Here is a 25,143-nt window from a genome sequence, read left to right as displayed (position 1 = left end):
CCCGAACCACTCACCACCACACCAGCAACAACCAAAGCCGAGACCGTTATCGGAGCAGATACACGCATTCGGCCACACCCAATCCTCGACGTCGTCCGCGTCTCGGGACGGATGCACCGCACGGGACCACGGAGTCCTTCTGCCGGGCCGTATCCACGACCCCGGCCCACTTCCTCTGTGCGAAGCGAACCTTCGATAACATAAAGTACACAACGCCGAGAATATCGCGGGTGGGATCACGGAAATTCGCAGTAACTTAGTGCTTCTGGCGACAGCCCCTGAAACCAGGGTACCGGCCCGAGCCGCCCCATGCCCGTGCCCGTTTCGTCCGCTGCCATCACAGGCTCGATGCGGTGATCCCTTGGCGCACCGCACTTGTCGGCCGCGGCAGCGTCGCTCGAGCTACTTCTTCGCGAGCCTCCGGCGGCGTGATGCGCGTCGCCTGCACCGAAGTCAGTCTCGCGCCATTCCGGTTCGCGCGACCTCGCTCGGCGCCGCCGCCGCGGTCGCCACGGTGGCCGCGGCGGCGCGCTCGGCCTCCTCGACAGTGCAGCGGCCCAGGCCGCACGCCGTCGCCACACCGTAGGCGGATCGCCCGGCGGCCGCTTCGAACAAGGCCAGGCTTCGGATACCGTCTTGCGCTTCCGCGGGAGACACGACCCCGGCGATGACGCGCCAGTCCGGGTCCAGCCGGCGCAGCGGCCGGTAGAACGCCGGCTCCAGCGGAGCAGGATGAGCACCGTAGGCACAGGGGATGTGCGCGGGTGGCAGCGGCACGGCGCGAGCGCGCAGGTCTCGTGCGACGGTGTTCAACAGCTGCACGGCCGGCGCGAGACTACGCGGGGCGAGAAGTTCTTTGTGCTGGTAGTCGCCGTAGCACAGATGCAGGACGGTTCGCGCGCCGAGATCGTGTGCCCGCGCGAGGAAATCGGCCAACTGTCGCGCGACCAGACGCCCGACCGGAGCCTGCGCGCCGAATCGCGCCGCCTTCACCAGTGCGAGCTGGGCGATCGGCGACTCCACCTGCCAGGTGATCATGTCGCCGTGCTCGGCGGTGACTCGGGCCATTTCGGCCAGCACGGCCTCCACGAAAACCGGCAGGTTGCGCAGCGCGGGAGTCACCGTCCGGAGGTGGCGCAGCGCGCGCCCGAGCGGAAGACCGTCGGCCACCGCGGCGCCTCCGAACACGAACAACGCCAAGTCCAGCGGATTCGGTTGACTGATCTGCAATCTCGTGTCGGCGAGTTCCGGATGTCGATCCCGCAGCGCGCGAAAGGCGGTGACGGCCGCGCCGATACGGTCGACGCGATCCATCGCCACGTGCCGGGGTTCGAGGGTGGCGCCAGGGCGAATGCCGTACACGCGCATGTCGGCGTAATCGGCGAAGTCCCCGCTGCGCACCACTTCGAAGACGTCGTCGTGTTTCTCCCGCTCCCGCAGGTACTCCACGACCCAGGTGGGATCCAGGTCCCGCGGTACGCCGGTGAGCCGGCGGCCCTGGCTGCGCTGGACGAACCACTCCAGCACGTCACCGTCATCGGTCGTCAATGGTGCGGGCAAGCTGCCCACGAAGTGCACGAGTCGGGTCATCGCCTGTCCAACACGTAGTCCACCCGAACGGATCAGGTGTTCACCTACCGCTCAGGGCCCCGATCCGGCGGCCGCCAAGCAGGATAGGCCGATCGATAGCCAGAAGTTCGCCACTGCTGGGAAGCCGACGCTGGACTACTGCGGCGGCTTTTCGGAAACGCACCGCGTGGTGCAATAGCGTCTGCCGGAACTACCTGGTAGAACTCGGCCATGGTCGATCGAACGCGGTTCGCGCGGTTGGCGCTGGACCAGGTTGCCGCCGAGTTGGACGGCACGGCTCTTCGCGGCGGCTACCTCACCTCGGAGCGGATGCGATTTCTCGCGACAAAGGTCCGCGACGCCGGACAGGCCTACGACAAAGCTCTCGAATCGAACGCGGCCCCGGAATAGGCTCCGAAGACTTGCCGACCGCCGATTACGGGAGGCCGGAAGAACGATCCGGCCGCCCATCCTTTCCCTGCGCTACCCGTGCCCGTTCGGCGGAATTCGAGACCCGGTGGCCTGCGCACGACCGCTCGGCGCTCGGTCGACGTGGATCCGGCGTCGCCAGATATCGGAGGGATTCCAGTCCGGCGCGGTCCGCCCACGCGTGAGGGGGAACGCGGCCAGCCCGATCAGCAGCGCCGAAAAATGCCCGATGCCGGTGAAGGTGGGGTGGATGAGCAGCGGGATGGCGAACCACACCAGGATTCCGCCGAGGTACAGCCACCGCCACGGCCGGGCGACATGGTAGGTCAGGACTCCGATGATCGCGGCGAGGAAGTAACTGACGCCGATATCGCGGACATCGATCATCCCGGGATCGGCGTAGCCGTGGCGGATGGCCAGGGCCAGGATGCCCTCGCTGAGGTACGTGGCTCCGACGTGCGCACCCAGACCGACGGTCGCCCAGCGCAACGCGCCGAGCCACCGTTCGGCCGGCGCGTGGAAGACGCAGAACAGCACGAAGTAGGGCAGCCAGAAGTAGCCGTCGATCCACAGCAGACTGGTCACGAGGACGTGCACCGGATCGGACTCGAGGTGGCGCAGGTTGGTGGAACGTTCACCCAGCAGCCGCTCCAGATCGCCGCGCGGCACCAGGTGCTGGATGATCGTGGTCCCCAGCAGCACAGCCAGCCAGGCGAAGGTCCACGGGGCGGTGCGGACGTACTGCCAGATGGACGCCGTGCGGCTGGGTCGCGTGCCGCCGACGTCGGCTGCTCGAGTCATGGCGCGGCCTTCCCTGTGGAGTCCTCCGCCCGGAGGACGCGACCGCCCGGCAGGATTGCCGACTCGAGACGCGCGCTCCTGGGCTCTGCCAGGTGAAACACTACTCTCGGACCGGCTGGAGATCCCGCCGATGACCTGTCCGCGCCCGGGGAACCCGCCGAGCGAAGTCAGCCCGCCGCCAGCACGGGACCGTACACGGTCGAACGGAGAATTATCCCGCTCAGGTCCGCGGCCAGGTAGGGGCCGCCGTCCAGTCCGGCCGATACCTTCTGCTCCGCGTCCAAGCGGTACTCCAGGTCGACCTGCAAGCTGTATTTCGCGCCCGACTTGGCGAAACTCAACTGGGTTACGGCCATCCGACCCTACAAGCTGTGCCCGAACAACCGACGAGCCGACTGTCGCCGTCCCGTCCGCAGCGCTTGGACGATCCCGCGATCATGAGCGTGCCGTCGCCGACGAAGGCCTCCACCACGATGTGCGACACTGGAAATGTTCAGTCGCAGAGCTTTCCGCGCACTGCCGGGCCGTCTAGGTCGACGAGCAGCCGCCCTCGGGCGACTCCGGGGCAAGCGGCCCGGTGCGGTTGGCGGTGAGCATTCGGACGGCCGTGATGCGCAGGTCCGGACGGGGTCGCCGGGCGGTGAGCTCGGCCAGGCAGATCTCGCCGACCATGGCCACCTTCATCCGGGAGGCCGCGTCGGGGTCCGGCCATCCGGCGGCCACCATGTCCGGTCGTCCCACCGCGATGAACAGCTCGTGGCGACGGCGGATCTCCTCGCGCAGATCCGGGTCGGTGCGCGCCTGCACCATGAACGCCTCGGTGCCGCGGGCATCCAGGCAGGCGTCCAGGAATGCGTCCAGGCTGGGGCCGATCCGTTCGATCCCCGGCGGAATCCCGGCCAGCGCCGCGGCCACCGACTGCGACAGCGCGTCGAAGAAGCGGCGGTGCAGCGCGATGACGTAGCTGCGGCGGTTGACGAAGTGGTGATAGAAGGTGCCCTTGGCCATCCCCGCTTCCTCGACCACCGCGTTGATCGAGAGACGGTGCAGCCCTTCGCGTTCCGCCACCACGGTGCCCGCGATGAGCAGCGCCGTGCGACCGGGGTCGGCAATGACTGTCATGTTTCCGAATTCTCCCCACTCTTTCTGAAAAGCCTAGTGTCGTGCACCGGCCGCACCTACGCTGTGACCGATCGGTCGGTCGAAGCCTAGCTGGGTTCCGGATGGGCCATCGGGTCATCGAGGACCGATCTGATTCCGGGCGACCCTGGGGGTTCGAAATGTCCGCTGAGTTTAAATTGGTGAGCGGCGATGTGGTGCCGCTGGCGTCGAACGCGTGCTATCTCGTATCGATCGACGACCTGTTGCCCGCGGATTCGCCGCGGTCCAACGGAGAGGATCGCAGGCATATCGCGCGACTGGCCGAGAGCGATACCGAATTACCGCCGATTCTGGTGCATCGCAGCACCATGCGCGTCATCGACGGAATGCATCGGTTGCGCGCCGCGCAATGGCTCGGACGCGAGCACATCGACGTCGTGTTCTTCGACGGGACACCGGCCGAGGCCTTTCTGCGCGGAGTCGAGCTCAATACGACACACGGTCTGCCGCTGACACTTTCGGACCGCAAAGCGGCGGCCGAACGGATCATCGAGACGATGCCGGAATTGTCCGATCGAGCCATCGCGTCCACCGCGGGACTGTCCGCGCGCACGGTGGCCACGATTCGCCAACGTTCGAGTGCGGAAATTCCGCAGTCGAACATCCGCGTCGGCGCCGACGGCAGGCGCAGGCCGATGGACCGCGCGCAGCGCAGGCGCCGGGTCGCCGAGCTGCTGGCGGCCTCGCCGGACATGCCGCTGCGCGCGCTGGCCGCCGCGGCCGAGGTATCCATCAGCACGGCACACGCGATCCGCAAACGCCTGCGCGAGACCGGGTCCTGCGATCGCGACAACACCGCGGAACAGCCCGAGGGCAGCGCGCTGCTGCTGCAACAGCTCACCCGCGACCCGGCCATGCGGCACAGCCAGCAGGGCCGTGACCTGCTGCGCTGGCTGCACACCCATTCGATGCAGCGCGAAGTGTGGACCACGCTGGTGGCCACGGTCCCACCGCATTGCATCCCGGCCGTCGCCGAACTCGCCAGCCGCAATGCCAAGGAATGGCGAGCGCTGGCCAGCTACATCGATCCCGGCGCCGCCGAATAGCGCCCGGCCGCATCGGCATTCGCCACCGCCGGAGTTCGAGAAAAGGTCATTCATCATGCTTGTTGGTCTCGCACGCCTGGCAACCCGGCGCCCGCGATCCATCCTGTACGGCGCGCTGCTCATCGGGATCGTCTGCGTCGGGCTCGGCTGGTCGGCGCCCGCCCACCTGAAGTCCGGCGGTTACATCCCGTCCGACACCGAATCCACCGAGGTCGCGGCGTTCCTCAATCGCGAATTCCCGGGTGCGGCACCGAATCTCGTGCTGCTGGTCACCGCGCCCGACGGGCTGGACAGCCCTGCGGCCCGCACGGTCGGCGAGCGCCTGGCCGCGGATCTGCGCGTCCGCGACGAGGTCGACGCGGTCCAGTCCTACTGGGAGCTCCCGCCGGATCTGCGGCAAGGGCTGCGCGGCAACGACGGCCGCGCCGGCCTTGTCCTGGCTCACGTCACCGGCGACGACACCGACGCGCCGAAACGGGCGGGCGCCATCGCCGAACACGTGAGCGGCGACTTCGACGGCGTCTCCGTGCGGGCGGGCGGCCAGGCGGTGGCGTTCGACGAGATGAGTCATCAGATCGTCACCGATCTCCTGGTCACCGAGGCGATCGCGATACCGCTGACCGGCCTGGCCCTGATCCTGGTCTTCGGCAGCCTGACCGCCGCGCTGATCCCGCTGTCGGTCGGGGTGTTCAACGTCTTCGCGACGCTGCCGATCCTGCGGCTGCTCACCGAGGTCGGCGACGTGTCGATCTTCGCGCTGAACATGATGAGCGCGCTGGGTTTCGCGGTCGCGATCGATTCGAGCCTGTTCATGGTCAGCAGGTTTCGTGAGGAACTCGCCGCAGGGCACGACACCGGCTCCGCGGTCTCGCGCACGGCGCGCACCGCGGGCCGCACCGTGCTGTTCTCCGGTGTGGTGATCGCGCTGTCGCTGTCGACGCTGCTGGTCTTCCCGCTGTATTTCCTGCGGTCGCTGGCCTATGCGGGGCTGGCGGTGCTCGGCGCGGCCGTATTCACCACGCTGCTGCTGGTGCCCGCCGCGCTCGCGCTGCTCGGCCCCCGCGTCGACGCGTTCGACCTGCGGGTGCTCCTGCGCCGCCGACTCCGGCGGCCGCAACCCGAGCCCGTCGAGGTCACCGCAGGCAGGTGGTATCGCCTGGTGCAGTTGGTCATGCGCCGCCCCGTGGTGGCCGCGCTCTCGGTGATCGCCTTGTTGCTCGTGCTGGGTTCGCCGTTTCTGTCCATCCGGTTCGGCGCCGCCGACGACCGGGTCATCGCGGGGGCGTCCAGCCACGTGGTCGGCGACGCCTTGCGCACCGGTTTCCGGGAGAACGCCATGGCCGGTGTGGTCGTGGCCATGCCCGGGTACCGGGGCGGCGACGCCGACATCGCGGACTACGCGGAGCGTTTGTCACGAGTGGAGCACGTGACGTCCGTGCTCTCCGCGGCCGGCGTCTACGCAGGCGGGCTGAAAGTGGCCTCCGCGCCGCCCGGGATGCGCGACGACGCGGGCACGTACCTGCGGGTGGGCACCCGGCTCGACCCGTACTCCCCTGCCGCGATCGATCAGCTCGACCAGGTGCGCGCGGTCCCCGCACCGGGCCGGGCGCTGCTCGGTGGCGCGGCGGCCGAAAGTGTCGACTCGCTCGACGCGCTCGCGGCGAAAGTGCCGGTGGCCGTCTTCGTGATCGTGCTGTCGACGCTGGTGGTGCTGTTCTTCTTCACCGGCAGCGTGCTGCTGCCGATCAAAGCGCTGCTGCTCAATACGCTTTCGCTGGCGGCGACCTTCGGCGCCATGGTCTGGATCTTCCAGGAAGGGCACCTGGCGGGCCCGCTCGGCTTCACCCCGACGGGCTACCTCGTGCCGACCATGCCGATCCTCATGTTCTGCATCGCCTTCGGCGTCTCGATGGACTATGAGGTGTTCCTGTTGTCCCGGATTCGCGAGGAGTGGCTGTCCTCCGGCGACAACACCCGCGCGGTGGCGACCGGCGTCGCGCGCACCGCGCGGATCTTCACGGCGGCCGCCTGCCTGATGGCGATCGCCTTCGCGGGCATGGTGACCTCGCACGTGTCGTTCATCCAGCTGTTCGGCCTCGGCCTGACCCTGGCCGTGCTCAGCGACGCGACATTGATCCGCGGCGTGCTCGCGCCCGCCCTGATGCGCCTGCTCGGCGCGGCCAACTGGTGGGCCCCGCGTCGGCTCGCCCGGTGGCACGAACGTATCGAAATCACCGAGACCAGCGCAGCTCTCGAGCCAGTACCCAAGTAGTGCGATAGGAACAACATGGCGAAATTCCGCACAGGCGTGATGGATTCCGGCGTCTACACCCGGTTCGCGCCCGATCTGCAATTTCGCGGCAGCCGCTCGGTGGCGATGGCGGGCGGGGCGGACTCGCTCTGGGTGACCGACCATTTGCCCTCGATCCTGCCCGCCTCGATCTGGAAACCGCGGCACGTCGGCATCACCCGGCTCGCACCGCACGCCGACGGCATCTACGAACCGTGGACGGCGCTGGGCTATCTCGCCGCGCAGAACCGCTTCGCCCGCCTACGGCTCGGCGTCGGCGTCACCGACGCGGGCCGCCGCAATCCCGCCGTGACCGCGCAGGCCGCGGCCACGCTGCACCAATTGAGCGGGGGCCGCGCCATTCTCGGCATCGGCACCGGCATACGGGACAACAACGAGCCCTACGGCGTGGACTGGTCGGCTCCGGTCGGACGGTTCGAGGAGGCGCTGGCGACCATCCGGGCCCTGTGGGATTCCCACGGCAGCCTGGTCACCAGGGATTCCCCGTATTTCCCCTTGCGCGACGCGGTCTTCGACGTGCCGCCGTACCGGGGCACCCGTCCGGAGATCTGGGTCGCCGCCGGGGGCCCGCGCATGCTGCGGGCCGCCGGGCGCTACGCCGACGTGTGGTTCCCCGGCTTCGCGCAGCGCCCACACGAATACCGGCATCGCCTCGACCTGGTTCGCACCGCGGCCTCCGACGCGGGCCGCGACCCGTCGTCGGTCGCGCCGGCCGCCGTGTTCAGCGTGCTCACCGCCGCCCGTCCCGGGCAGGTGGACGCGCTCGTCGAGAGCGTGGGCGCGCGGGCGCTGACCCTGTGCGCCCCCGGGGAGATGTGGACCAGGCACGGCGCGACCCACCCGCTGGGCGAGGACTTCACCGGCCTGCAGGACTACCTGCCACAGACGTTGGACGAGCGCACCGTCCTGGACTACATCGAGAAGGTCCCGGCCGCACTGGTACGGGAATTCTGTCTGGCCGGAACGCCGGACGAGATCGTCGAGCAACTCGCGCACTGGCGCGACCACGGTCTGCGCTATGCCGTGCTCATGAATCTCAGCGCAATTCATCCGAGCATCACACGAGGGATGTTTTCGAACGCGCCCCTGGTGGCGACGTTACGTAAATTGAAACGTCTGTAACACAAGACAATTGACGGCCGAGCCGCCCGAGCAATAGCATGCATTCGAGCGAAGGAGCTCGTCACAATATTTGTGCTGCTGCGGTCGGGGGGCTCAGCATGGTCCCGCATTCAAGGCCAGGAGAAATAATGGTCGACATTGCAATAGTGGGTATCGGCTGCCGGTTTCCAGGCGGTGTATTCGATGCGGAAAGCTACTGGAATTTTCTGTTGAACAAAGGCGACGGGATCGTCGATATCCCGCCGGACCGTTGGAGTATCGAAAAGTACTACGACCCGGATCCGGACGCGCCGGGTCGTATGTACACGCGGCGCGGCGGATTTCTCACCCAGCCGCTGTGGGATTTCGACGCCGACTTCTTCGGCATCGCCCAGAAGGAGGCCGCGATCCTCGACCCCCAGCAGCGGCTGCTGCTCGAGGTCACCTGGGAGGCGCTCGACGACGCGGGTATGGCCGGCCGGGTCTCCGGCCACCGGGTCGGCGTCTATGTCGGCGGCTTCATCCTCGACAACGTGCTCGGGCGCAGCGGTCCGCTGGTCCGCTCGGCGATCACCAGCCACACCGCGATGAGCGCCTCGCACACGTTGTTGTCCAACCGCATCTCCTATCTGCTCGACCTGCACGGCCCGAGCCTGACGGTCGACACCGCCTGCTCGTCCTCGCTGGTGGCCACGCATCTGGCGGTGCAGGCGATCGCCAACGGCGAGTGCGAGATCGCGCTGGTCGGCGGGGCGAACGCGATGCTGCAGCCGGAGACGTTCATCTCGATGTGCAAAGGCCGGTTCCTGGCGGTCGACGGTCGCTGCAAGACCTTCGACGCAGCCGCCGACGGCTACGGCCGGGCCGAGGGCGCGGGCGCGGTGCTGCTCAAACCGCTGGACGTCGCACAGCGCGACAACGACCGCGTCTACGCCGTCATCCGCGCGACGGGGGTCAACCAGGACGGCCGCACCATGGCCATACCGGTGCCGAATCCCGTTGCGCAGGAACAACTCGCTCGCCAGGTGCGCGACGACGCGGGTGTCGCGGCGCACGAAGTGAGCTACCTCGAGGCGCACGGCACCGGCACCGCGGTCGGCGATCCGATCGAGCTGTCCGCGCTGGGCGCGGTGTACGGCGCGGTGGACGGCCGCGGCGAACCGGTGCCGGTCGGCTCGGTGAAGAACAATTTCGGGCACACCGAGGCCGCGGCCGGGGTCGCGAGCCTGATCAAGGCCGCGCTCACCCTGCACCACCGCACGGTCGCGCCCCAATTCGAGCTGATCACGCCGAATCCGGCGATCGAGTTCGACGAGCTACGACTACGGGTGCCGCTGAGCGCCGAACCGCTGTCCGCGGAGCCAGGGAAGGGTGTGGTCGCGGTCAACGGCTTCGGCTACGGCGGCACCAACGCCCACGCCGTACTCGTCGAAGCGCCGCAGGCGGCCGCACGAACCGAGGACGAGCGCCCGGTACCGCGGGTGCTGCCGATCTCCGGCCGCCACGACACCGCCGTGCGCACGCTCGCCGGTGAACTCGCCGACGCGCTCGACCGGCATCCCGCCGAGTCGGTGACCGCCGCCGCCTGGACCCGCCGCGCCCACCACCCGCTGCGGGTCGGCTTCGCCTACGACGACGCCGACGATCTGCGCACCCAGTTGCGCGCCTTCGCCGCCGGAGAGGGTCGCGCCCCGTCCCGGATCATCGGCGACGGAGAGGTCGAACCCGTCTTCGTCTTCAGCGGAATGGGCCCCCAGTGGTGGGGCATGGGCCGCGAGCTGCTCACCAGCGACAGCACGTTCGCCAAGGTCGCCAGGGAGATCGACCGTGAGTTCGTCTCGATCGCGGGCTGGTCGATCCTGGACGAGATGCTCGCCGACGAGGACGGCTCGCGGATCATGCAGACCGCCTACGCCCAGCCCGCCAACTTCGTGCTGCAGGCCGCGCTGACCGCCGAACTGGCCGAGTACGGCGTGTATCCGGCGGTGGTCGTCGGGCACAGCGTCGGCGAGGTCACCGCCGCGTACGTGTCCGGCGCGCTCTCGCTTCGCGACGCGCTCACCGTCAGCTACCACCGCGCGCGACTGCAGGCGACCACCGCGGGCACCGGCGGCATGCTCGCCCTGGGCATGTCCGAGAGCGAAGCGCGCGAGTTGCTCGCCCGCACCGACAGCATCTCGATCGCCGCGGTGAACAGCCCCGGCGCGGTCACCCTCGCCGGCGACAGCCAGGACCTCGAACTGCTGCGCGACACGCTTTCTGCCACCGGCACATTCGCGCGCAGCCTGCGGGTCGAGGTGCCGTACCACAGCCATCTGATGGACCCGATCCTCGACGACCTGCGGGACGCGCTGGCCCAACTGGCGCCGCGAGACGCGAAACTCACCACGTACTCCACCGTGACCGCCGCCGAGATCGCAGGCACGGACTGGGACGCGGACTACTGGTGCCGCAACGTCCGCGAGCCGGTCCGGTTCGCCGACGCCATCGCAGCGCTGGTCGACGCGGGTCACCGGGTCTTCCTCGAGGTGGGCCCGCATCCGGTGCTCAGCGGCAACATCCGCGAGATGCTGATCCATCGTGGCGTGATCGGCGCCGCGGTGACCACGCTCTCGCGCGATCTGCGCGATCGCAACAACGTGCTGCGCGCCGTCGCGGACCTGTATGTCGCGGGCTCGCTGGACGGTTCGGCCGTGCCGGGCCGTCCGGACTCGATCGTCGAGCACCTCGACCTGCCCGCCTACCCGTGGCAGCGCAAGCGGGTCTGGCACGACGAGGCGGTGACCCTGCTCGATCGCCTGGGCAGGCCGGACGGCTACGCGCTGCTGGGCGATCCCACGACGGCGGGGAGCCCGGAATGGGAGGTGCAGCTGTCGGTGTCGCGGCTGCCTTGGCTACGCGACCACGCCGTGGCGGGACATGTCGTGCTGCCCGGCGCGGCCTATCTCGATGCCGCGCTCAGCGCCGCCGTCGAGCGCACCGGACGCACGAGCCTCGGCCTCGAGTCGGTGGAGTTCGTCGCGCCGCTGGTGATCGACGAGCACGACATCCCGGTACTGCGGGTGAGCGTCGAGGAGTCGACCAAACGCTTCCAGATCCGCTCACGCTCGGCCACCGCCGCCACCTGGACGCTCAACGCCCACGGCAGGCTCATCGAAGCCGATTTCACCGCCGCGGTCGTGGATGTCGACGCCCCCGAGCACGGCGTCGCGGTCGCGGGCCCGGATCTGTATCGCGGTCTGGCGGCGCGTGGGCTGGACTACGGTCCCGCCTTCCAGCGCATCGTGTCGGCTGTCGTCGGCGCGGACGCGGTGGTCGCCTCGCTCGCGCCGATCGAGGAGGAGACGCCGATCCGGCACCTGGCCCACCCGGCCCTCGTCGACGCCGCGTTGCAGTGCGTCGCCGCGCTGGCAGCGGACTCGGACACCGACGTGGCGATCGTGCCTGCCGCCATCGCCGGGGTGCGCAGGCTGGGCCCGCTGCCGGAGCGACCTCGTGTCGTGGTGACCCGGCGCGGAGTCGACCCGCTGCGCGCCGACATCGCGATCGTCGGCGAACAGGGCGAGGTGGCCATGCGGCTGCTCGGCGTCGAGTTCCGTCCGGTCAGCGCGGCGATCGATGTCACCCATCAGCTGGATCGCGTTTTCTACCAGCCGCTCTGGGAGATCGTCGAGACACCGTCCGGTGCGCGGCCCGCCGAGGAGGAGGCCGTGGTCGCCGTCTGCGTCGGCGCGGACGCCGCCGACCGCGCGGCGTCGCTGCTGGGCGAGCGGACCGCCGTCACCGTCGTGCTCGCCGACCCCGAGGCCGACGACAACGACGAGCGCCTGCGACTGTCGCTGCGCTCACCCGAGGGCGTACCGATCGCCGAACGGATCCGGGTGGTCAGCGTGTTCGGCGACGCGTTCGACGGGTCGCGCAACGTCTACTGGCTCGCGCGTGTGGCCAATGCGGTCGAGCATCTGCTCGCCGACGCGCCGCAGGTCCGTGTCCGCAGCGTCGTCGTCACCGAGGACGCGCTGTGCACGCCCGCCGACAGCGCCGCCAAGGTGGCGCACGGCGCACTGGTGGGCGCGCGGCGCGCGCTGCTCAACGAACAACCCGCGGCGGGCTGGCGGCTGGTCGACGCGTCCTCGCGCTCGGAAACGCCGCTGGCGGATCTCGTCTTCGCCGACGACCTGCTCGATGAGATCGGTGTGCGGGGAACCGACCACTGGGCGGTGCGGCTGGACCGGAATTTCGGCACGTATCTCGACGAGCGCAACCGGGCCACCCCGCTGTCGGATCCGGAAGCCTCGTTCGTGGTGGAGATTCCCAAGTCGCGGCTGATGTCGGATCTGGCGTTGCGCGAAACCGAGCGGGTCGCGCCGGGACCCGGCGAGATCGAGATCCGGATGGAAGCGGCCGGGCTGAATTACAAGGACGCGATGAAGGTCATCGGCGTGCTCACCGAAAAGGAGCTCGCGGGCACGTATTTCGGCACGACGGTCGGTATGGAGGGCTCCGGTGTGGTCGAGCGTGTCGGCCCCGGCGTCACCGATGTCGCGATCGGCGACCGGATGATGGTGTGTGCCCGCGACATCCTCCGCAAGTACGTCACCATGCCCGCCGACGCGGGCGCGACCATGCCGCACCGGCTGCTACCCGGCGAGGACTACGATCCGTTGACCTGCGGATCCGGGTTGCCTTATCTCACCGCCGAATTCGGATTGCGGACGCTGGCGCGCCTGCGGCCGGAGGAGACCGTGCTCGTGCACGGCGCGGCGGGCGGCATGGGCATGGCCGCGGTGCAGGTCGCGCTGGACATCGGCGCCACCGTGATCGCGACGGCGGGCACGCCCGAGCGGCGCGCGCAGGTGCGCGCGCTCGGCGCGCACCACGTGTTCGAGTCGCGGTCGGCCGACTTCGTCGACCAGATCGCCGATCTCACCGGCGGCCGCGGCGTCGATGTGGTCTACAGTTCGGCGCCCGGCGAGATCCTGCGCCAGAACTTCCGGGTGGCCGCGGAATTCGGCCGCGTCGTCGACATCGGCAAGGCCGACATCTACACCGGCGGCGTCATCGATCTGGGGCCGTTCGACCGCAACCTCACGTTCTTCTCCGTCGACATGGACCGCGCGCTGGCCCACGATCCCGAACTGCTGCGCACGCCGATGCGTGCCAGCCACGCGGCATTGCGCGCGGGCGCCTACCGATACCTGCCGCACACGGCCTATCCGGTGTCGGAGCTGGCCGCGGCGTTCGAGTCCGTCGCACGATCCGATCAGGTCGGCCGGGTTGTGCTGGACCTGCGCGAGGAACAGCCGATGGTGCGCCCGAGACTCGCCCACCCCCGGATCGACCCGGACGGCTGCTATCTGGTGACCGGCGGCTTCGGCGGCTTCGGCCTGGCCACCGCCCGGTGGCTGGTCGCCGAGGGCGCACGGAGGCTGGTGCTGGTCGGCCGCAGCGGCGCGTCCACCCCGCAGGCCCGGCAACAGGTCGCGGCGTTCACCGCGGCGGGCGTGACGGTGCTCGAGGAGCGGGTGGACGTCGCCGACTACGCCGCGACGGCCGCGTTGGTGGATCGCATCCGGTCGGTCGCGCCGCTGCGCGGGATCTTCCACGCGGCGGGAGTGGTGAACAACCTGCCGATCCCGCAGATCACCCGGGAATCGCTCGACGAGCTGTTCGCCAAGGTGCGCGGAGCGCAGCATCTGGACCGGGCGGTCGAGGAGGCGGGCATCGAGCTGGACATGTTCGTGCTGTACTCCTCGATCAGCGCGCTGGGCTGCATCACCCCGCAGATCGGCTATGCCGCCGCCAACGCCGCCCTGGACGCGCTCGCCGCCGACCGCCGTGCCCGTGGCGCCGCGGCACTGGCGGTGAACTGGGGCTTCATGAGCGGCGGCGGTATGGCCGACAAGACCGAGGCGCTGGTGGACTACGTGAAGTCGATCGGTTTCCTGCCCATCGACATGGACCGGGCCACCGCTCTGCTGCGCGAATGCCTGGCGCTGGACACCACCCAGGTCGCGGTGGCGGACATCGACTGGACGGTGTGGTCGCGGGTGGCCCGGCCGTCCACCGACACCCGTCGCTTCCGGCAGCTGCTCGCCGACATCGGCGTCGGCGGCGAGGCCGGCGGCGCGCTGCGTACCGAAATCCTCACGCTGCCCGCCGAACAGCGCGCCGACTTCGTCGCCCAGCGCCTCGCCGATCAGCTCGCGGTGGTGCTCGGCGTGAACACCGACGCCATCAACATCGACGAGCCGGTCACCGACCTCGGCATGGACTCGCTCATGGCGATGGAATTCGGGGCCCGCACCGAGAAGGAACTCGACGTCAAGATCTCCGCGCTCGAACTCAGCCGGGGCCTGTCGCTGCGCGGCATCGGCGCCAAGGTGGTCAGCCAGTTCGCCGAGCCCGCCCAGGCGCAGGCCGCGGCATGAAAGGCACCGACATGTCCACCGAACTCATCGCTTACGCCGATATCGACACCGTGCTGGGGCACCGCGACGGGCGCTTCTTCGGCGAGGGCTACAAGCGGATCACCCACCGCATCTTCGACATCACCCTCGACCGCGACGCGCAGGACCGTCCCCGGCTGACGGCGACCGCGGGAGTGCACTATCCGCTGGACTGGTCGCGCAAGAGCACCCGCGTGCTGGTCCCGCACGTGAGCAGCATCGATTGCTCGATCTTCGGCTACCGGCTGCTCGAGGTGATCCTGCGCGAGTGCTACGGGCTCACCGACAGCGAGATCCGTTCGTGCTGGGTTCCTTTCGTCCAGTTCAGCAGTGGGACCATCGCGACGGAGTCGCTGGAGGAGTTCCCGATCAGCGCGACGGTGGTCGCGGTGGAGGGCGACACGATCAGCATCACCGGGGCGCTGGGCGGCGGTATGAGCCTGGAGGCCACCGTGGCGTTGCCCGCGCCACCGCGTCCGGCCCAGGCCGCAGGGCACACCGTGCACGAGACGGGCCGGGGGTACTTCCACGGCGGGGTGTACGCCCGCGGACAGTACCTGCGCAATGTCGTCGTCTCCGACGGCGGCAGCCGGGCGCAGGCCGATTTCGCGCTCGCGGAACCGGATCCGGCCGGGCCGTGGCACGGTGTGGCCGACGCCTACCAGCCCTCGGTCACGCTGGTCGACGCGACGGTGATCCTGGCGCAGCTGTCCCAGGTCGTGCTCTACGAACTGGACAACATCGCGCGCAAGGACAGCGAGACGTTGTGGATGCGCCGGATGACCGCCCGCGCGTCCGCTCCCCCGGCACCGTTCACCTCGGGCACCGCGACCACGCACATGGCGCGATCGATGGTCCTCGCCTTCGGCGGCGGCGACTGGCGCATCTCCAGCTGGGCGTCGGACTTCGCCGGGTGCGAGATCCGATACGACCTCGCGCACCGTCTGCCCGCCTAACCCGCGCAATTCCGAACGTTCAGAAAGGCACCCCCATGTCGGGAAACAATTATCGACGCATCGTGATATCCGGGACCTACTCGACCGGAAAGACCACGACCTCCACGGCGCTGTCCCTGCTGACCGGGATTCCCCGGGTGGACGCCTCGTCCGCGCGCGAAGTGGTCACCGAGCTCTATCCGGGCATGCGGTTCCAGGACCTGAGCACCACCGAACTGATGGCGCTCGGCTTCCGCAGGCTGGAGTTGCGCATCCAGGCCGAGGCGATCCTCGATGCCCAGGGCGGATTCATCGCCGACGGTTCGGTGCTCAACGAGTGGGTCTACGGCACCACGCGGCTGATCACCGGCCCGAACCCCGGGTCGACCCGGTGGCACAAGGCCGTCAAGAACACCCTCACCTTGCCCGGCCGGCCGTTCTACCGCCGCTACCTCAACGCCTACGGCGATATGGCCCGGCAGCGGGCCCGGCAGAACTACGACATCTTCTTCCACCTTCCGGTGGAGGTGCCGATGGATCCCGACGGCCACCGGCCGGTCGACGAGCGCTACCGCGCCATCTCCGATCGGCAACTGCTGCACGCGATCAGCGAGCTCGGGCAGCCGGTGGTGACGGTGCGCGGCACCCCCGAACAGCGCCTGGAATCCATCGTCTCGATGCTCGACATCCCCACCGTGATGGACATCGACGTCGCGGTGAAGGAGGCGATGGAGATCGTGCGCAGCAGCCGCGAGCGGGTTCAGGAAACGATCATCTCCCAGGCACAACCGAACACTCTCGGCCGCAAGATCAAGTTCGCCACCCGCGTTTAGGAGCACGCCATGACCGTCCTGCTGGACAAGACCAAACGCTACAACCCGATCGACTCGTGGTTCTACGACAACTTCATCTCCGATGCCGTACGGGAGATGACCCCGACCCTGTTCGACGACATCGTCGCCCAGCTCGACGACGGCGCCCAGGTGCTCGACGTCGGTTGCGGCGGTGGGCAACTCGCGGTCGGGCTGGCCACCGCCGGGACCACGTTGCGGCTGACCGGCATCGATCTGTCCCCGCAGCAGGTGCGCAGGGCACGCAAGCGCGGCGCGGCGCTGGGCAGCCGGATCCAGTTCCGGGAAGGCTCGGCGATGGACCTGCCGTTTCCCGACGCCGCCTACGACGCGGTGATCAGCTCCGGCTCGATCAAGCACTGGCCGAATCAGCGCAAGGGTCTCGCGGAGATGATCCGGGTGCTGCGGCCGGGCGGTCTGCTGCTGGTGATCGAGGCGGATCGGGGCTGCACCTTCGAGGACGCGCGGTCGTTCGTCGACCGCTGGAAGCTGCCGCAGCCGATGGCGCGCGCCTGCCTGCCGTTCTTCCGCACCTACATCGCCGGCTACGGCATCGACCTGGAGGACGGCCGCGAGCTGGTGGCCGATCTCCCGGTCACCGAGGCGACGGTGCGGCGCATCTCGGGCGAGCCCGGTATTCAGATCACCGCGCGCAAACTGGACGAGTGAACACGGCTCCCGTCGGCGAATCCTGCCGGTGATCGAGCCGGGCGGCGGCACGGCCGAGACGCCGCCCGGCTCCACCCGGTGTTCTCACGAGCGCCGGCCGCGCTGGGGCTTGCGTGCGGCTTCGTCGGCTACCTGAGCCTGCCGTTCGGCGGGCACCAAGGCGCGGATGTCCTCTCGGGAGCCGATCATCAGTTTCGCCAGGATCGAGCTCATCTGGGCGTCGACGGTCTTGAACGAGCTGCCGCGCCGGGCGGCGATGGCGGTGTTCGTCCAACCGGCCGCCGCCAGCACGGCCACTTCCTGTTCGGCCGCCGACAATTCCTCCCAGTGCGAGGGACGGCGCTGCCGGACCGGATGTTCGACAGGTAGCCGGTCCAGCGACAGCTTCCCCAAAGCCAGTTGCACCACCTCGCCCAGCTCCGGACGCAGCAGCGCACCCTCGCGCTCGGCCTCCGCGAAGGCGGACTCGCCCAGGACCGCCCGGGCGGTGCCTGCGGCGATCTCGGTCTCGATGGCGAACGGGCCGAGATTGGACATGTTCACGCCGATTCTGTCGCGCAACGTGGCGCCGCCACCGACCAGGCGCGCGATATCGCGCGCCCGCGCGGTCACCGTGCCGGAGCCGCCGCCGGTGTCGGTGTCGCGGATCGAGCGCGCCAGTGCCCATGCGGTGATGTGGACGGCCCACACCACGCCCCACTGATCGCGCATCGCCAGCTGAGTGGTCAGCGCGGTCCGTATCACGGTGAGCGCTTGTTCCGTGTCGCCGTGTCCGGTCAGCGCGATCCCCCGCGCCAAACCGGCCCACGACGCGGCCCATCGCGCGCCGGAGCGCTCGGCGTGGTCCAGGTGCCGCCGGGAGGTCTCCAAAGCCTGCGCCGGTGTGCCGAGCAACGCCGCGGCCAGCGCTTCGAACAGTTCGCTCATCGCGGCCCCGCCGCGGTCGCCGTCGGCCAGGAACCGGTCCCGAGCGCGGGCCAGCACGGCGATCGCGCGCACATCCCGGCGCACCAGCATCAGCTCGGCGCCTCGGGCGAATTCCACCGGGGCGGGCAGCTCGATGTCGTCGAGCCGCTCGTGCCACCCCGCACGAGCCGCTGGGTCGGGCAGGCAGAGTGCCACGCATTCGTCCAGCATCCGATCGGCGTCGTGGTGCATGCCCTGGCACAGGCTGATCCACGTGATCAGCGACATCGCCGTCACCTGCAACGGCACCGGCTGCGGGTCCAGCGTCCGGCTGGCGGCCAGCGTGCGCTCGGCCCAGCGGCGCGGTTCGCGCAGCGAACCGCTGAGGAACGGGATGCGCAGCGCGATCAGCCCGGCGGCGATCTCCAGCCCCACCACGGCCTCCTCCGGCACCGCGAGGCTGCCCGCTATGGCGCACAGCAGGTTGTCCCAGGCCGCGCGCGCCCAATCCAGCAGATCCTGCTCGTCCGGCCCGAACCATCCCGCTCCGGCCGCAACGACCTTGTCGCGGTAGTAGCGGCGGTGCCTGCCTGCCAGCCGGGCCGGTTCGCCGTCGCGTTCGGCCAGTCGCTGCTGGGCGAACAAGCGGACGCTCTCCAACAGCGAGTACCGCACCGTTGTCGCGGTCAAATGCACCGTGACCAGTGATTGGTCCGCGAGCCGTTCGAGCAGGCCGTCGATCTCCGCGCGAGCCAACCCGCCCGGCTCGTCGTCGGCGCAGACCGCCTCGATCGCCTCCAGCTCCGCGCCGACGTCCGACTCCGCCGGGTCCGCGTTCTCCGGGTCGACGTCGTACCCGGCCGCGAACACCGACAGCCGGTCGAACAGCAGCCGCTCTTTGTCCCGGCACAGGTCGTACGACCAGGCGATGACGTCGCGGATACCTTGATGCCGTGCCTCCGCGCCGATCCGGGGACCGTGCGACCAGCGCAGCCGCCGGTCGCTCGCCTCGCCGGTGAGGTCACGCAGGATCATCCGCAGCGGCTGCCGCAACAGCCGTGCGGCGGCCAGACGGATGTAGAGCGGATGGTTGTGCACATGGCGGCAGATCTCCACCGCCAGGTCGGTCTCCTCCTCGGCGACGGTGTGCCCGGTCAGACCGGCGCGCGCACGGAACAGGGTGAGCGCCTGTTCCCGCGACAGGGCGGGCACCGGCACCAACTGCTCGTCGACCCAGCCGATCGCCTCGCGGCTGGTGGCCAGCACGGTCAGCCCCGGCGCCGCCTCCAGCAGGTCGGCGATCACCCGCCCCGCGCCGTCCAGCACGTGTTCGCAGTTGTCCATCACCAGGATCGTCTGCAGGGTGCGCCCGACCGCGTCGCGGCGGCGCAGCGTGTCCAGCACCGCCTCCCACGCCGACCGGCCGGAGAAGTCGGCGTCGATGAGCGAGCGGGCGAGGAGTTCCTCGACCGCCGCAGCGCCGGAGTCCCGGGACAGCAGCGCCAGGCGCACCCAGTGCACCGGCACGCGTCGCGCCTTGTGGAACCGCTGCGCCGCCTCGGTCGCCAGCCTGGTCTTGCCGATGCCACCCGCGCCGATCAGCGTGACCAGGCGGGTTCCGCCCAGCAGCGCCATGCCGATCTTCTCCAATTCGCGCTCACGCCCGACGAAGTCACTGGTGGCCGCGGGTGCAGACCCCAGACCCGGCGTACGTCCTTCCGACACAACAGGGCAGCGTAGTCGGGTCGCGGCGGCGAATACGCGGGTCTCTACCGATGCGCGGTGTCCACCTATACGCGGACGATTGCGCTGTCACGGCAGTCGATCGCACGACCGGAAGGACACGATGGTGGGACGGATACTGGTACTCGGGGCGGGCGAATGCGGGCTACCCCTCGCCCACCGTCTGCTGCGCGGCGGCCGGACGGTGACGCTGGTGACCGATCGGGACGCCGACGCGGTCCTCGCGGGCACCGTGACCAGCACCCAAGTCAAATTCCCGCCCACCCTGGACCTCGAATCGGATATCGGCCTGGGCTTCTGGCGCTCGACCGCGCCGAATATCGAGGGCATCCGGTTCACCATGGCCGTCGATCGCGCGGCGGTGGTCGGCTGGACCGGACGATTCACCCGCCCGGCCCAGAGCGTTGATCAGCGGACGGTGTTCGCCCGCTGGCTCGGCGAGTTCCTGGCCGAGGGCGGCGACTTGCGCATCGCCGAGCCCTCGGTACCGGAACTCGACCAGCACGCCGCCGACCACGACCTGACCGTGGTGACCCGTGCGGGTCGTGAGCTGGCCGGCTGCTTCGAAGCCGATGCGGCGTGGCCGGTAGCCGCCGCACCGATGCGGCGACTGGCGGTGCTCTATCTCGACGGCGTCCAGCCGGACCCGGAGAACCTCGGCTACTACACCACGCTGCCCGAGCACGGTGAGGTGATCTCCTATCCCGGGCTGACCGGACGACCGGGGCAGGAACGCCGCTGCGAAATCCTGCTTTTCGAGGCCCGGCCGGGCGGCGTGCTGGACGTTTTCGACCAGCACGCCACGCCCACGCAACGCTGGGCGCAAGCCCGGGAACTGCTGGACGCGCACCTGCCCGCCGAACTCGCCGAGCGCTACCGGCACGCTCAGCCGACCGATGCCGGAGCGACGCTGGTGGGCGCGGTGACTCCGGTCATGCGTCGTCCGGTGGGCACCCTGCCGTCGGGCAGGCCGGTGCTGGGCGGAGGCGACGTCGTCTGCCGGATGGACCCTGGCGGCGCACAGGGCGCCAACAACGCCGTGCACTGCGCGGTCCGCTACGGCGAGGCGATCCTGCACGATCCCGACGGCCCCTACGACCGCGCGTGGATGGAGTGGGCGGCCGCGCCGTGGCTGACGGCCGTCGCGCACCCCGCCGCGCGGTGGACGGCCACGGTGCTCGATCCGCCACCCGCCCTGCGCGAGATGATGCTGGCCGCCCAGCACGACACGACGCTGGCGGACGCCTTCGCCGACACCTTCGCCCGGCCGGCGAACCTCACCCGGCTCGCGGCGACAGCGCCGTCCTGACCGACTGCCGGATTCAGGATTGCCAGGGCGGCGTTTCGGGAAAGACGACCGGCAGCGCGGTCAGAGCGCGGTGAAAAGGCCCCGGCCGCCAGGTCAATTCGTGCACCGGCACGGCGGGCCGCAGTTCCGGCAGCGCGTCCAGCAATTGGTCCACCGCGTCCTGGCCGATCAGGTAGGCCGCGCTGCGGGCCGGACAGGCGTGTGGCCCGGCGCCCCAGGCCAGATGTGATCGGTTGCCGCTGTGGTCGTGCCCGCTGATCGCCGGATCGTTGTTGCAGGCGGCGAAGCTGATGACGACCGGCTGATGCGCGGGCAGCCAGACGTCATCGATCAGGATCGGCTGGCGCGGATAGGTGACCGAGAAATTCGCCATCGGCGGGTCGGTGAACAACACCTCGTCGAGGGCGTCTCGGGTGGACAGGCTCCCGCCGAGGACGTCGCCGCCGAACCGGTCGTCGGTGAGGATCAGCACCAGGGTGTTGATGATCAGGTTCTGCAGCGGTTCGATGCCCGCCCCGTAGAGCACGACGAGCTGGTGGATCACCTCGGCGTCGTCCAAACCGGCCGGATGCCGCAGCAGCCGCGTCGTGATGTCCTGGCCGGGCTCGGCGCGCTTGAGTTCGAGCAGCCGCAGCAGCGCGGTGACGAGCAGGCGATTGCCCTCCTCGGCGTCCACCCCGTCGAACACGGCGCGGGTCGCGGCGGCGACTTCCTGCCCGATCTCCGGCGGGCAGCCCAGCATGGCGTTGATCGCCTCGAAGGCGAGCGGAAAAGCGTACTGCGACACCAGATCGGCGCTGCCCGCCGCGCAGAAGGCGTTGATCAGCGGGACCGCGATCCGCTCCACCGTCTCGTGTAAGGCGTGCAGATCGACGGCATCGATGCTCGCGGTGTTCGCCTGGCGGTAGCGCGCGTGCTCCTCGCCCGTGCTGCGCATGGCGTTGGGGCGCCACTCCAGCACCGGCAGCACCGGGCAGTCGGTGGGGACGTTCGCCTGCCAGGCGCGCGGGTCGGCGGGAAAGTGCGCCGGATCGTGCATGATTCGCACCGCCGTGTGATAGCTCAGTACCAAGGTCGCCGACACGCCCGGCGCGAGCTCGACCGGCGCCATCGAACCGTAACGGGCGCGCATGTCGCGGTAGGCGGCATGCGGATCGGACGCGAACTCCGGGGAATACAGCGATACGCGCTCGATGTCGTGGTCGATCGGCGAACCATGGTGTACGCCGGAGTTATTCGCGGTGCGATCGAGGTCTCGGGACGTGGTCAACGCGTCACTCCCACGGTAGAAGCGTGCACGGCGAGCGCGGACGCACTCGGCGCGGATCGTCGCGGCGTCGTCCGGTCCATACGGCGCACCACTGCGACGCATCGTCCCGACCGCGCAGCGGATCGACACACAGGATGGTCGCGTAGGTAGAACGCGGGCATCGGTAGCCGCGCATGAGCTGCGATGATGCTACTGCTCCGCTGCACCGCAACCTGATTCGATACGGCTCGACGCACGGTCGTCCTCCCCCGGCCGACATGGTCACCGACGGACGTTCACCGGCGACGCCGCGCGGGCACGCGAATCCCTCTGGGACGCTGGGTATTCGCTACAGAACGCAGGACCGACGGACGCGTCCGCTCCGAAACGGCGGCCCGGCCGCGCGCCCGCATCCCCGGGAGCACAAGCACTTCGACGTGCAAGTGGCTGGTGTATAACTTCCATCGGCCCGGTCGACTCCACCGACAAGCGATAGCGAGAAACGATGCACGGTTACCTGAACCAGGTGTCCCAGAGCACGACCCCCTCCGGCTATCCCACGCGCGAGCCCGAGACCCGTGCCGTCACGCCGCCGCGCACCGCGGATCTCGTAGTCAGCGCGCTGTTGTGGTTCCTGCCTGCGACGCTGGCGGCGATGTCGACGATCCTCGCGCCGTGGTTCCTGATGGCGGGCGGCATCTGCGAGTCCAAGCCGGAGTGCCGGGTCGACACCAGCGCGGGCGTCTGGATCATGGTCGGCGGCGGAATCGTGGGCTTCGCCCTGGGCGCGTTGCTGTCGGTGCTGGCGGCCCGGCAGGGACGGGCGATGTTCCCTGGCGCGTTGGTCGGTGCGGTGCTGGTCCTGCTCGCATGGTTCGCCGCCTCGTTCCTCATGGGCTGAGCCGCGCGACGGCCGCCGCGACGGACCCGTGACCGCGCGGCGCTCGGGGAGGTCAGTGCGCGTCGTAGATGCCATGACAAGGGGCCGGCGCCGTGGTGCGCACCCGCTCGTCGGTCCAGTGCGCGAAGCGATCCGGGGCCATGGGAGCTCGCCACTGCGCCACGGACCTCGGGCCGCTCTGTTCTCGTTCCCAACTCACGAAACTGGCGCGGGTGTACTATTCGCCGGAATCACCCCACCGCGGGAGCTCGGGCACGGCCGGGCTGAGAGGGCGGACCGCGTGCGTCGCCGACCGCATGAACCTGTCCGGGTAATGCCGGCGTAGGGAGAGCGTTTCCGTCATGTCGTCGACCCGCGCGAGCGCGGCGCAAGAAGCCCCGCTCACCCTCGACCAGCCCGCGCCGAAAGTGCTCTCGTTCTGGGACCAGAGCGCGTTCTGGGCCAATCTCGGCGTCAGCCTCATCGCGTTCTCCGGCGCGTACACGGTGCTCGCGCCGAACGCCGACGGCGCCGCGCAGATCTCGATCGCGGCGGGCATCCTGGCGACCGTCCTCGGCACCCTGGTGGGCGGACTGATGCTCGGCGCCGCCGCGCTGACCGGCGCGCGTACCGGACAGCCCGCGATGGTGCTGCTGCGTGGGCTGTTCGGCGCGAAACTCAGTTATCTGCCGACCATCCTCAATATCGCGCAATTGATCGGTTGGGGCACGTTCGAGCTGATCGTCATCGGCGACGCGGCCGGGGAGTTGTTCGGCGGCGGCCCGCACTGGCTCTACGTGGTGGTCGCTGGCCTGCTCACGACCGTCCTCACGATATGGCCGCTGGGCTCGGTCCGTCTGCTGCGCAGGTTCGTGACCGCCGGTGTCGTGATCGCCCTGATCTGGTTCTACGCGCAGTTCTTCCGCGCCGGTCTGCCCGATCTGCGGGCGAACCCTGGACCGAGCGGGAGCGGGCCGTTCGGCGTCGACTGGAACCTCTTCTGGGTCGCCACCGATGCCGCCTTGGCCGTCTCGATCTCGTGGGTTCCGGTCGCCGCCGACTACACCCGGCACTCCCGCACCGGCCGCTCGGCGTTCGGCGCGGCCAGCGGCGCGTACGCGCTCACCCAGATCATCGCCTACGTCCTCGGCCTTTTCGCGCTGGCGCTGGCAACCGGCGCAGGCGGGCCGTACGCACCGTTCCTGCAGGTGAGCCTCGGTGCGCTGTTCTTCTTCGTCTTCGTGCTGCGGGAGGCGGACCAATCGTTCGCCAATGTGTACTCCACCGCCGTGTCGATCCAGAACCTCGCGCCGCGCGTCGACCGCAGGGTGCTCTCGATCGGCCTCGGCTCCCTGATCACGGTGCTGGCCCTGCGGTTGGACATGAGCAACTATTTCGGCTTCCTCGGACTCATCGGTTCGGTGTTCGTGCCGCTGCTCGGCGTGCTGGTCGCCGACTTCTTCCTGCGGGCCCACCGCGAGTGGAACACCGCTCCCGACGCGCCGGCGCGGTGGGGCATGGTGGTCGCATGGCTGGCTGGCTTCGCGGTGTATCAACTGATCAACCCGGGTGACGCCGGAGTGTGGACCGAGTTCTGGGATCGGGTTCGGCAGGCTCTGCACTTCACCGCGCAGGCGTGGATGAGCGCATCGCTGCTGTCGTTCCTGGCGGCGCTGGCGGCGGCCTGGCTGGTCGGCAAGGTGGCGGCGAGGACCGCATCGGCGTAGCGAATGC

General features: G+C 69.6%; 17 protein-coding genes and 1 riboswitch. Of the genes, 11 read left to right on the top strand and 6 right to left on the bottom strand.

The features are described 5' to 3' along the window. Nucleotides 1-453: 453 nt before the first annotated feature. Entirely contained in the window at nucleotides 454-1,590 is a 1,137-nt protein-coding gene (locus ACIA5H_RS33825) for a hypothetical protein (protein ID WP_397080001.1), read from the bottom strand. A 210-nt stretch (nucleotides 1,591-1,800) separates the two neighbouring features. Here ACIA5H_RS33825 and ACIA5H_RS33820 point away from each other — a divergent pair, with 210 nt between their 5' ends. Next, a complete protein-coding gene (locus ACIA5H_RS33820; RefSeq protein ID WP_355081194.1) occupies nucleotides 1,801-1,980 on the top strand; it encodes a hypothetical protein in 180 nt (59 codons plus the stop codon). 72 nt (nucleotides 1,981-2,052) lie between these two features. Here ACIA5H_RS33820 and ACIA5H_RS33815 read toward each other — a convergent pair whose 3' ends face one another. From ACIA5H_RS33815 to ACIA5H_RS33805, 3 genes are all read right to left on the bottom strand, one after another. After that, nucleotides 2,053-2,799, bottom strand: a complete 747-nt coding sequence (locus ACIA5H_RS33815) for a rhomboid-like protein (RefSeq protein WP_379255834.1) — start codon at nucleotides 2,797-2,799, stop codon at nucleotides 2,053-2,055. Between the two features lie 167 nt (nucleotides 2,800-2,966). Next, nucleotides 2,967-3,155: a hypothetical protein gene (locus ACIA5H_RS33810; protein ID WP_397079998.1), complete on the bottom strand. Its 189-nt coding sequence runs from the start codon at nucleotides 3,153-3,155 to the stop codon at nucleotides 2,967-2,969. A gap of 172 nt (nucleotides 3,156-3,327) precedes the next feature. Then, nucleotides 3,328-3,921 (bottom strand): TetR/AcrR family transcriptional regulator, encoded by a 594-nt coding sequence (locus ACIA5H_RS33805; RefSeq protein WP_355081188.1) that lies wholly within the window; start codon nucleotides 3,919-3,921, stop codon nucleotides 3,328-3,330. A 158-nt stretch (nucleotides 3,922-4,079) separates the two neighbouring features. Here ACIA5H_RS33805 and ACIA5H_RS33800 point away from each other — a divergent pair, with 158 nt between their 5' ends. The 7 genes from ACIA5H_RS33800 to ACIA5H_RS33770 all read left to right on the top strand — a co-directional run bounded on the left by ACIA5H_RS33800 (nucleotide 4,080) and on the right by ACIA5H_RS33770 (nucleotide 17,322). Then, nucleotides 4,080-5,006, top strand: a complete 927-nt coding sequence (locus tag ACIA5H_RS33800; protein WP_355081186.1) for a ParB N-terminal domain-containing protein — start codon at nucleotides 4,080-4,082, stop codon at nucleotides 5,004-5,006. 55 nt (nucleotides 5,007-5,061) lie between these two features. Next, nucleotides 5,062-7,278 carry an MMPL family transporter gene (locus ACIA5H_RS33795; protein WP_397079995.1) on the top strand — a complete coding sequence of 739 codons (2,217 nt, stop codon included), beginning with the start codon at nucleotides 5,062-5,064 and terminating at the stop codon, nucleotides 7,276-7,278. Between the two features lie 15 nt (nucleotides 7,279-7,293). Further along, nucleotides 7,294-8,439 (top strand): LLM class flavin-dependent oxidoreductase, encoded by a 1,146-nt coding sequence (locus tag ACIA5H_RS33790; protein WP_355081182.1) that lies wholly within the window; start codon nucleotides 7,294-7,296, stop codon nucleotides 8,437-8,439. A gap of 128 nt (nucleotides 8,440-8,567) precedes the next feature. After that, a complete protein-coding gene (locus ACIA5H_RS33785) occupies nucleotides 8,568-14,849 on the top strand; it encodes an SDR family NAD(P)-dependent oxidoreductase (RefSeq protein WP_397079993.1) in 6,282 nt (2,093 codons plus the stop codon). A gap of 11 nt (nucleotides 14,850-14,860) precedes the next feature. Further along, nucleotides 14,861-15,823 (top strand): AvrD family protein, encoded by a 963-nt coding sequence (locus ACIA5H_RS33780; protein ID WP_397079991.1) that lies wholly within the window; start codon nucleotides 14,861-14,863, stop codon nucleotides 15,821-15,823. Nucleotides 15,824-15,885: 62 nt separating this feature from the next. Further along, nucleotides 15,886-16,635, top strand: a complete 750-nt coding sequence (locus ACIA5H_RS33775; protein ID WP_355081177.1) for an ATP-binding protein — start codon at nucleotides 15,886-15,888, stop codon at nucleotides 16,633-16,635. Nucleotides 16,636-16,644: 9 nt separating this feature from the next. After that, nucleotides 16,645-17,322, top strand: a complete 678-nt coding sequence (locus tag ACIA5H_RS33770; protein WP_355081175.1) for a class I SAM-dependent methyltransferase — start codon at nucleotides 16,645-16,647, stop codon at nucleotides 17,320-17,322. An 84-nt stretch (nucleotides 17,323-17,406) separates the two neighbouring features. Here ACIA5H_RS33770 and ACIA5H_RS33765 read toward each other — a convergent pair whose 3' ends face one another. Then, complete coding sequence (locus ACIA5H_RS33765; RefSeq protein WP_397079988.1) at nucleotides 17,407-19,953, bottom strand: ATP-binding protein; 2,547 nt, start codon at nucleotides 19,951-19,953, stop codon at nucleotides 17,407-17,409. Between the two features lie 121 nt (nucleotides 19,954-20,074). Here ACIA5H_RS33765 and ACIA5H_RS33760 point away from each other — a divergent pair, with 121 nt between their 5' ends. Beyond that, nucleotides 20,075-21,280 (top strand): styrene monooxygenase/indole monooxygenase family protein, encoded by a 1,206-nt coding sequence (locus ACIA5H_RS33760; RefSeq protein WP_397079986.1) that lies wholly within the window; start codon nucleotides 20,075-20,077, stop codon nucleotides 21,278-21,280. 13 nt (nucleotides 21,281-21,293) lie between these two features. Here the strand turns inward: ACIA5H_RS33760 and ACIA5H_RS33755 are convergent, their stop codons facing one another. Continuing rightward, nucleotides 21,294-22,550 carry a cytochrome P450 gene (locus ACIA5H_RS33755; RefSeq protein WP_397079984.1) on the bottom strand — a complete coding sequence of 419 codons (1,257 nt, stop codon included), beginning with the start codon at nucleotides 22,548-22,550 and terminating at the stop codon, nucleotides 21,294-21,296. A 484-nt stretch (nucleotides 22,551-23,034) separates the two neighbouring features. Here ACIA5H_RS33755 and ACIA5H_RS33750 point away from each other — a divergent pair, with 484 nt between their 5' ends. Together ACIA5H_RS33750 and ACIA5H_RS33745 are read left to right on the top strand one after the other, a co-directional pair. Further along, entirely contained in the window at nucleotides 23,035-23,430 is a 396-nt protein-coding gene (locus tag ACIA5H_RS33750) for a hypothetical protein (protein WP_355079285.1), read from the top strand. A 230-nt stretch (nucleotides 23,431-23,660) separates the two neighbouring features. Further along, nucleotides 23,661-23,775: riboswitch (TPP riboswitch) on the top strand. After that, nucleotides 23,772-25,136, top strand: a complete 1,365-nt coding sequence (locus ACIA5H_RS33745; RefSeq protein ID WP_397079981.1) for a purine-cytosine permease family protein — start codon at nucleotides 23,772-23,774, stop codon at nucleotides 25,134-25,136. Its footprint overlaps the riboswitch before it by 4 nt. The last annotated feature ends 7 nt before the right edge of the window (nucleotides 25,137-25,143 follow it).

Origin of the sequence: Nocardia sp. NPDC051900, from assembly GCF_044452545.1 — a bacterium.
In the GTDB taxonomy this organism is placed as follows: domain Bacteria; phylum Actinomycetota; class Actinomycetes; order Mycobacteriales; family Mycobacteriaceae; genus Nocardia; species Nocardia sichangensis.
Note: the sequence above shows the minus strand (reverse complement) of the source record. Positions and strands in the feature narration are given on the sequence as shown.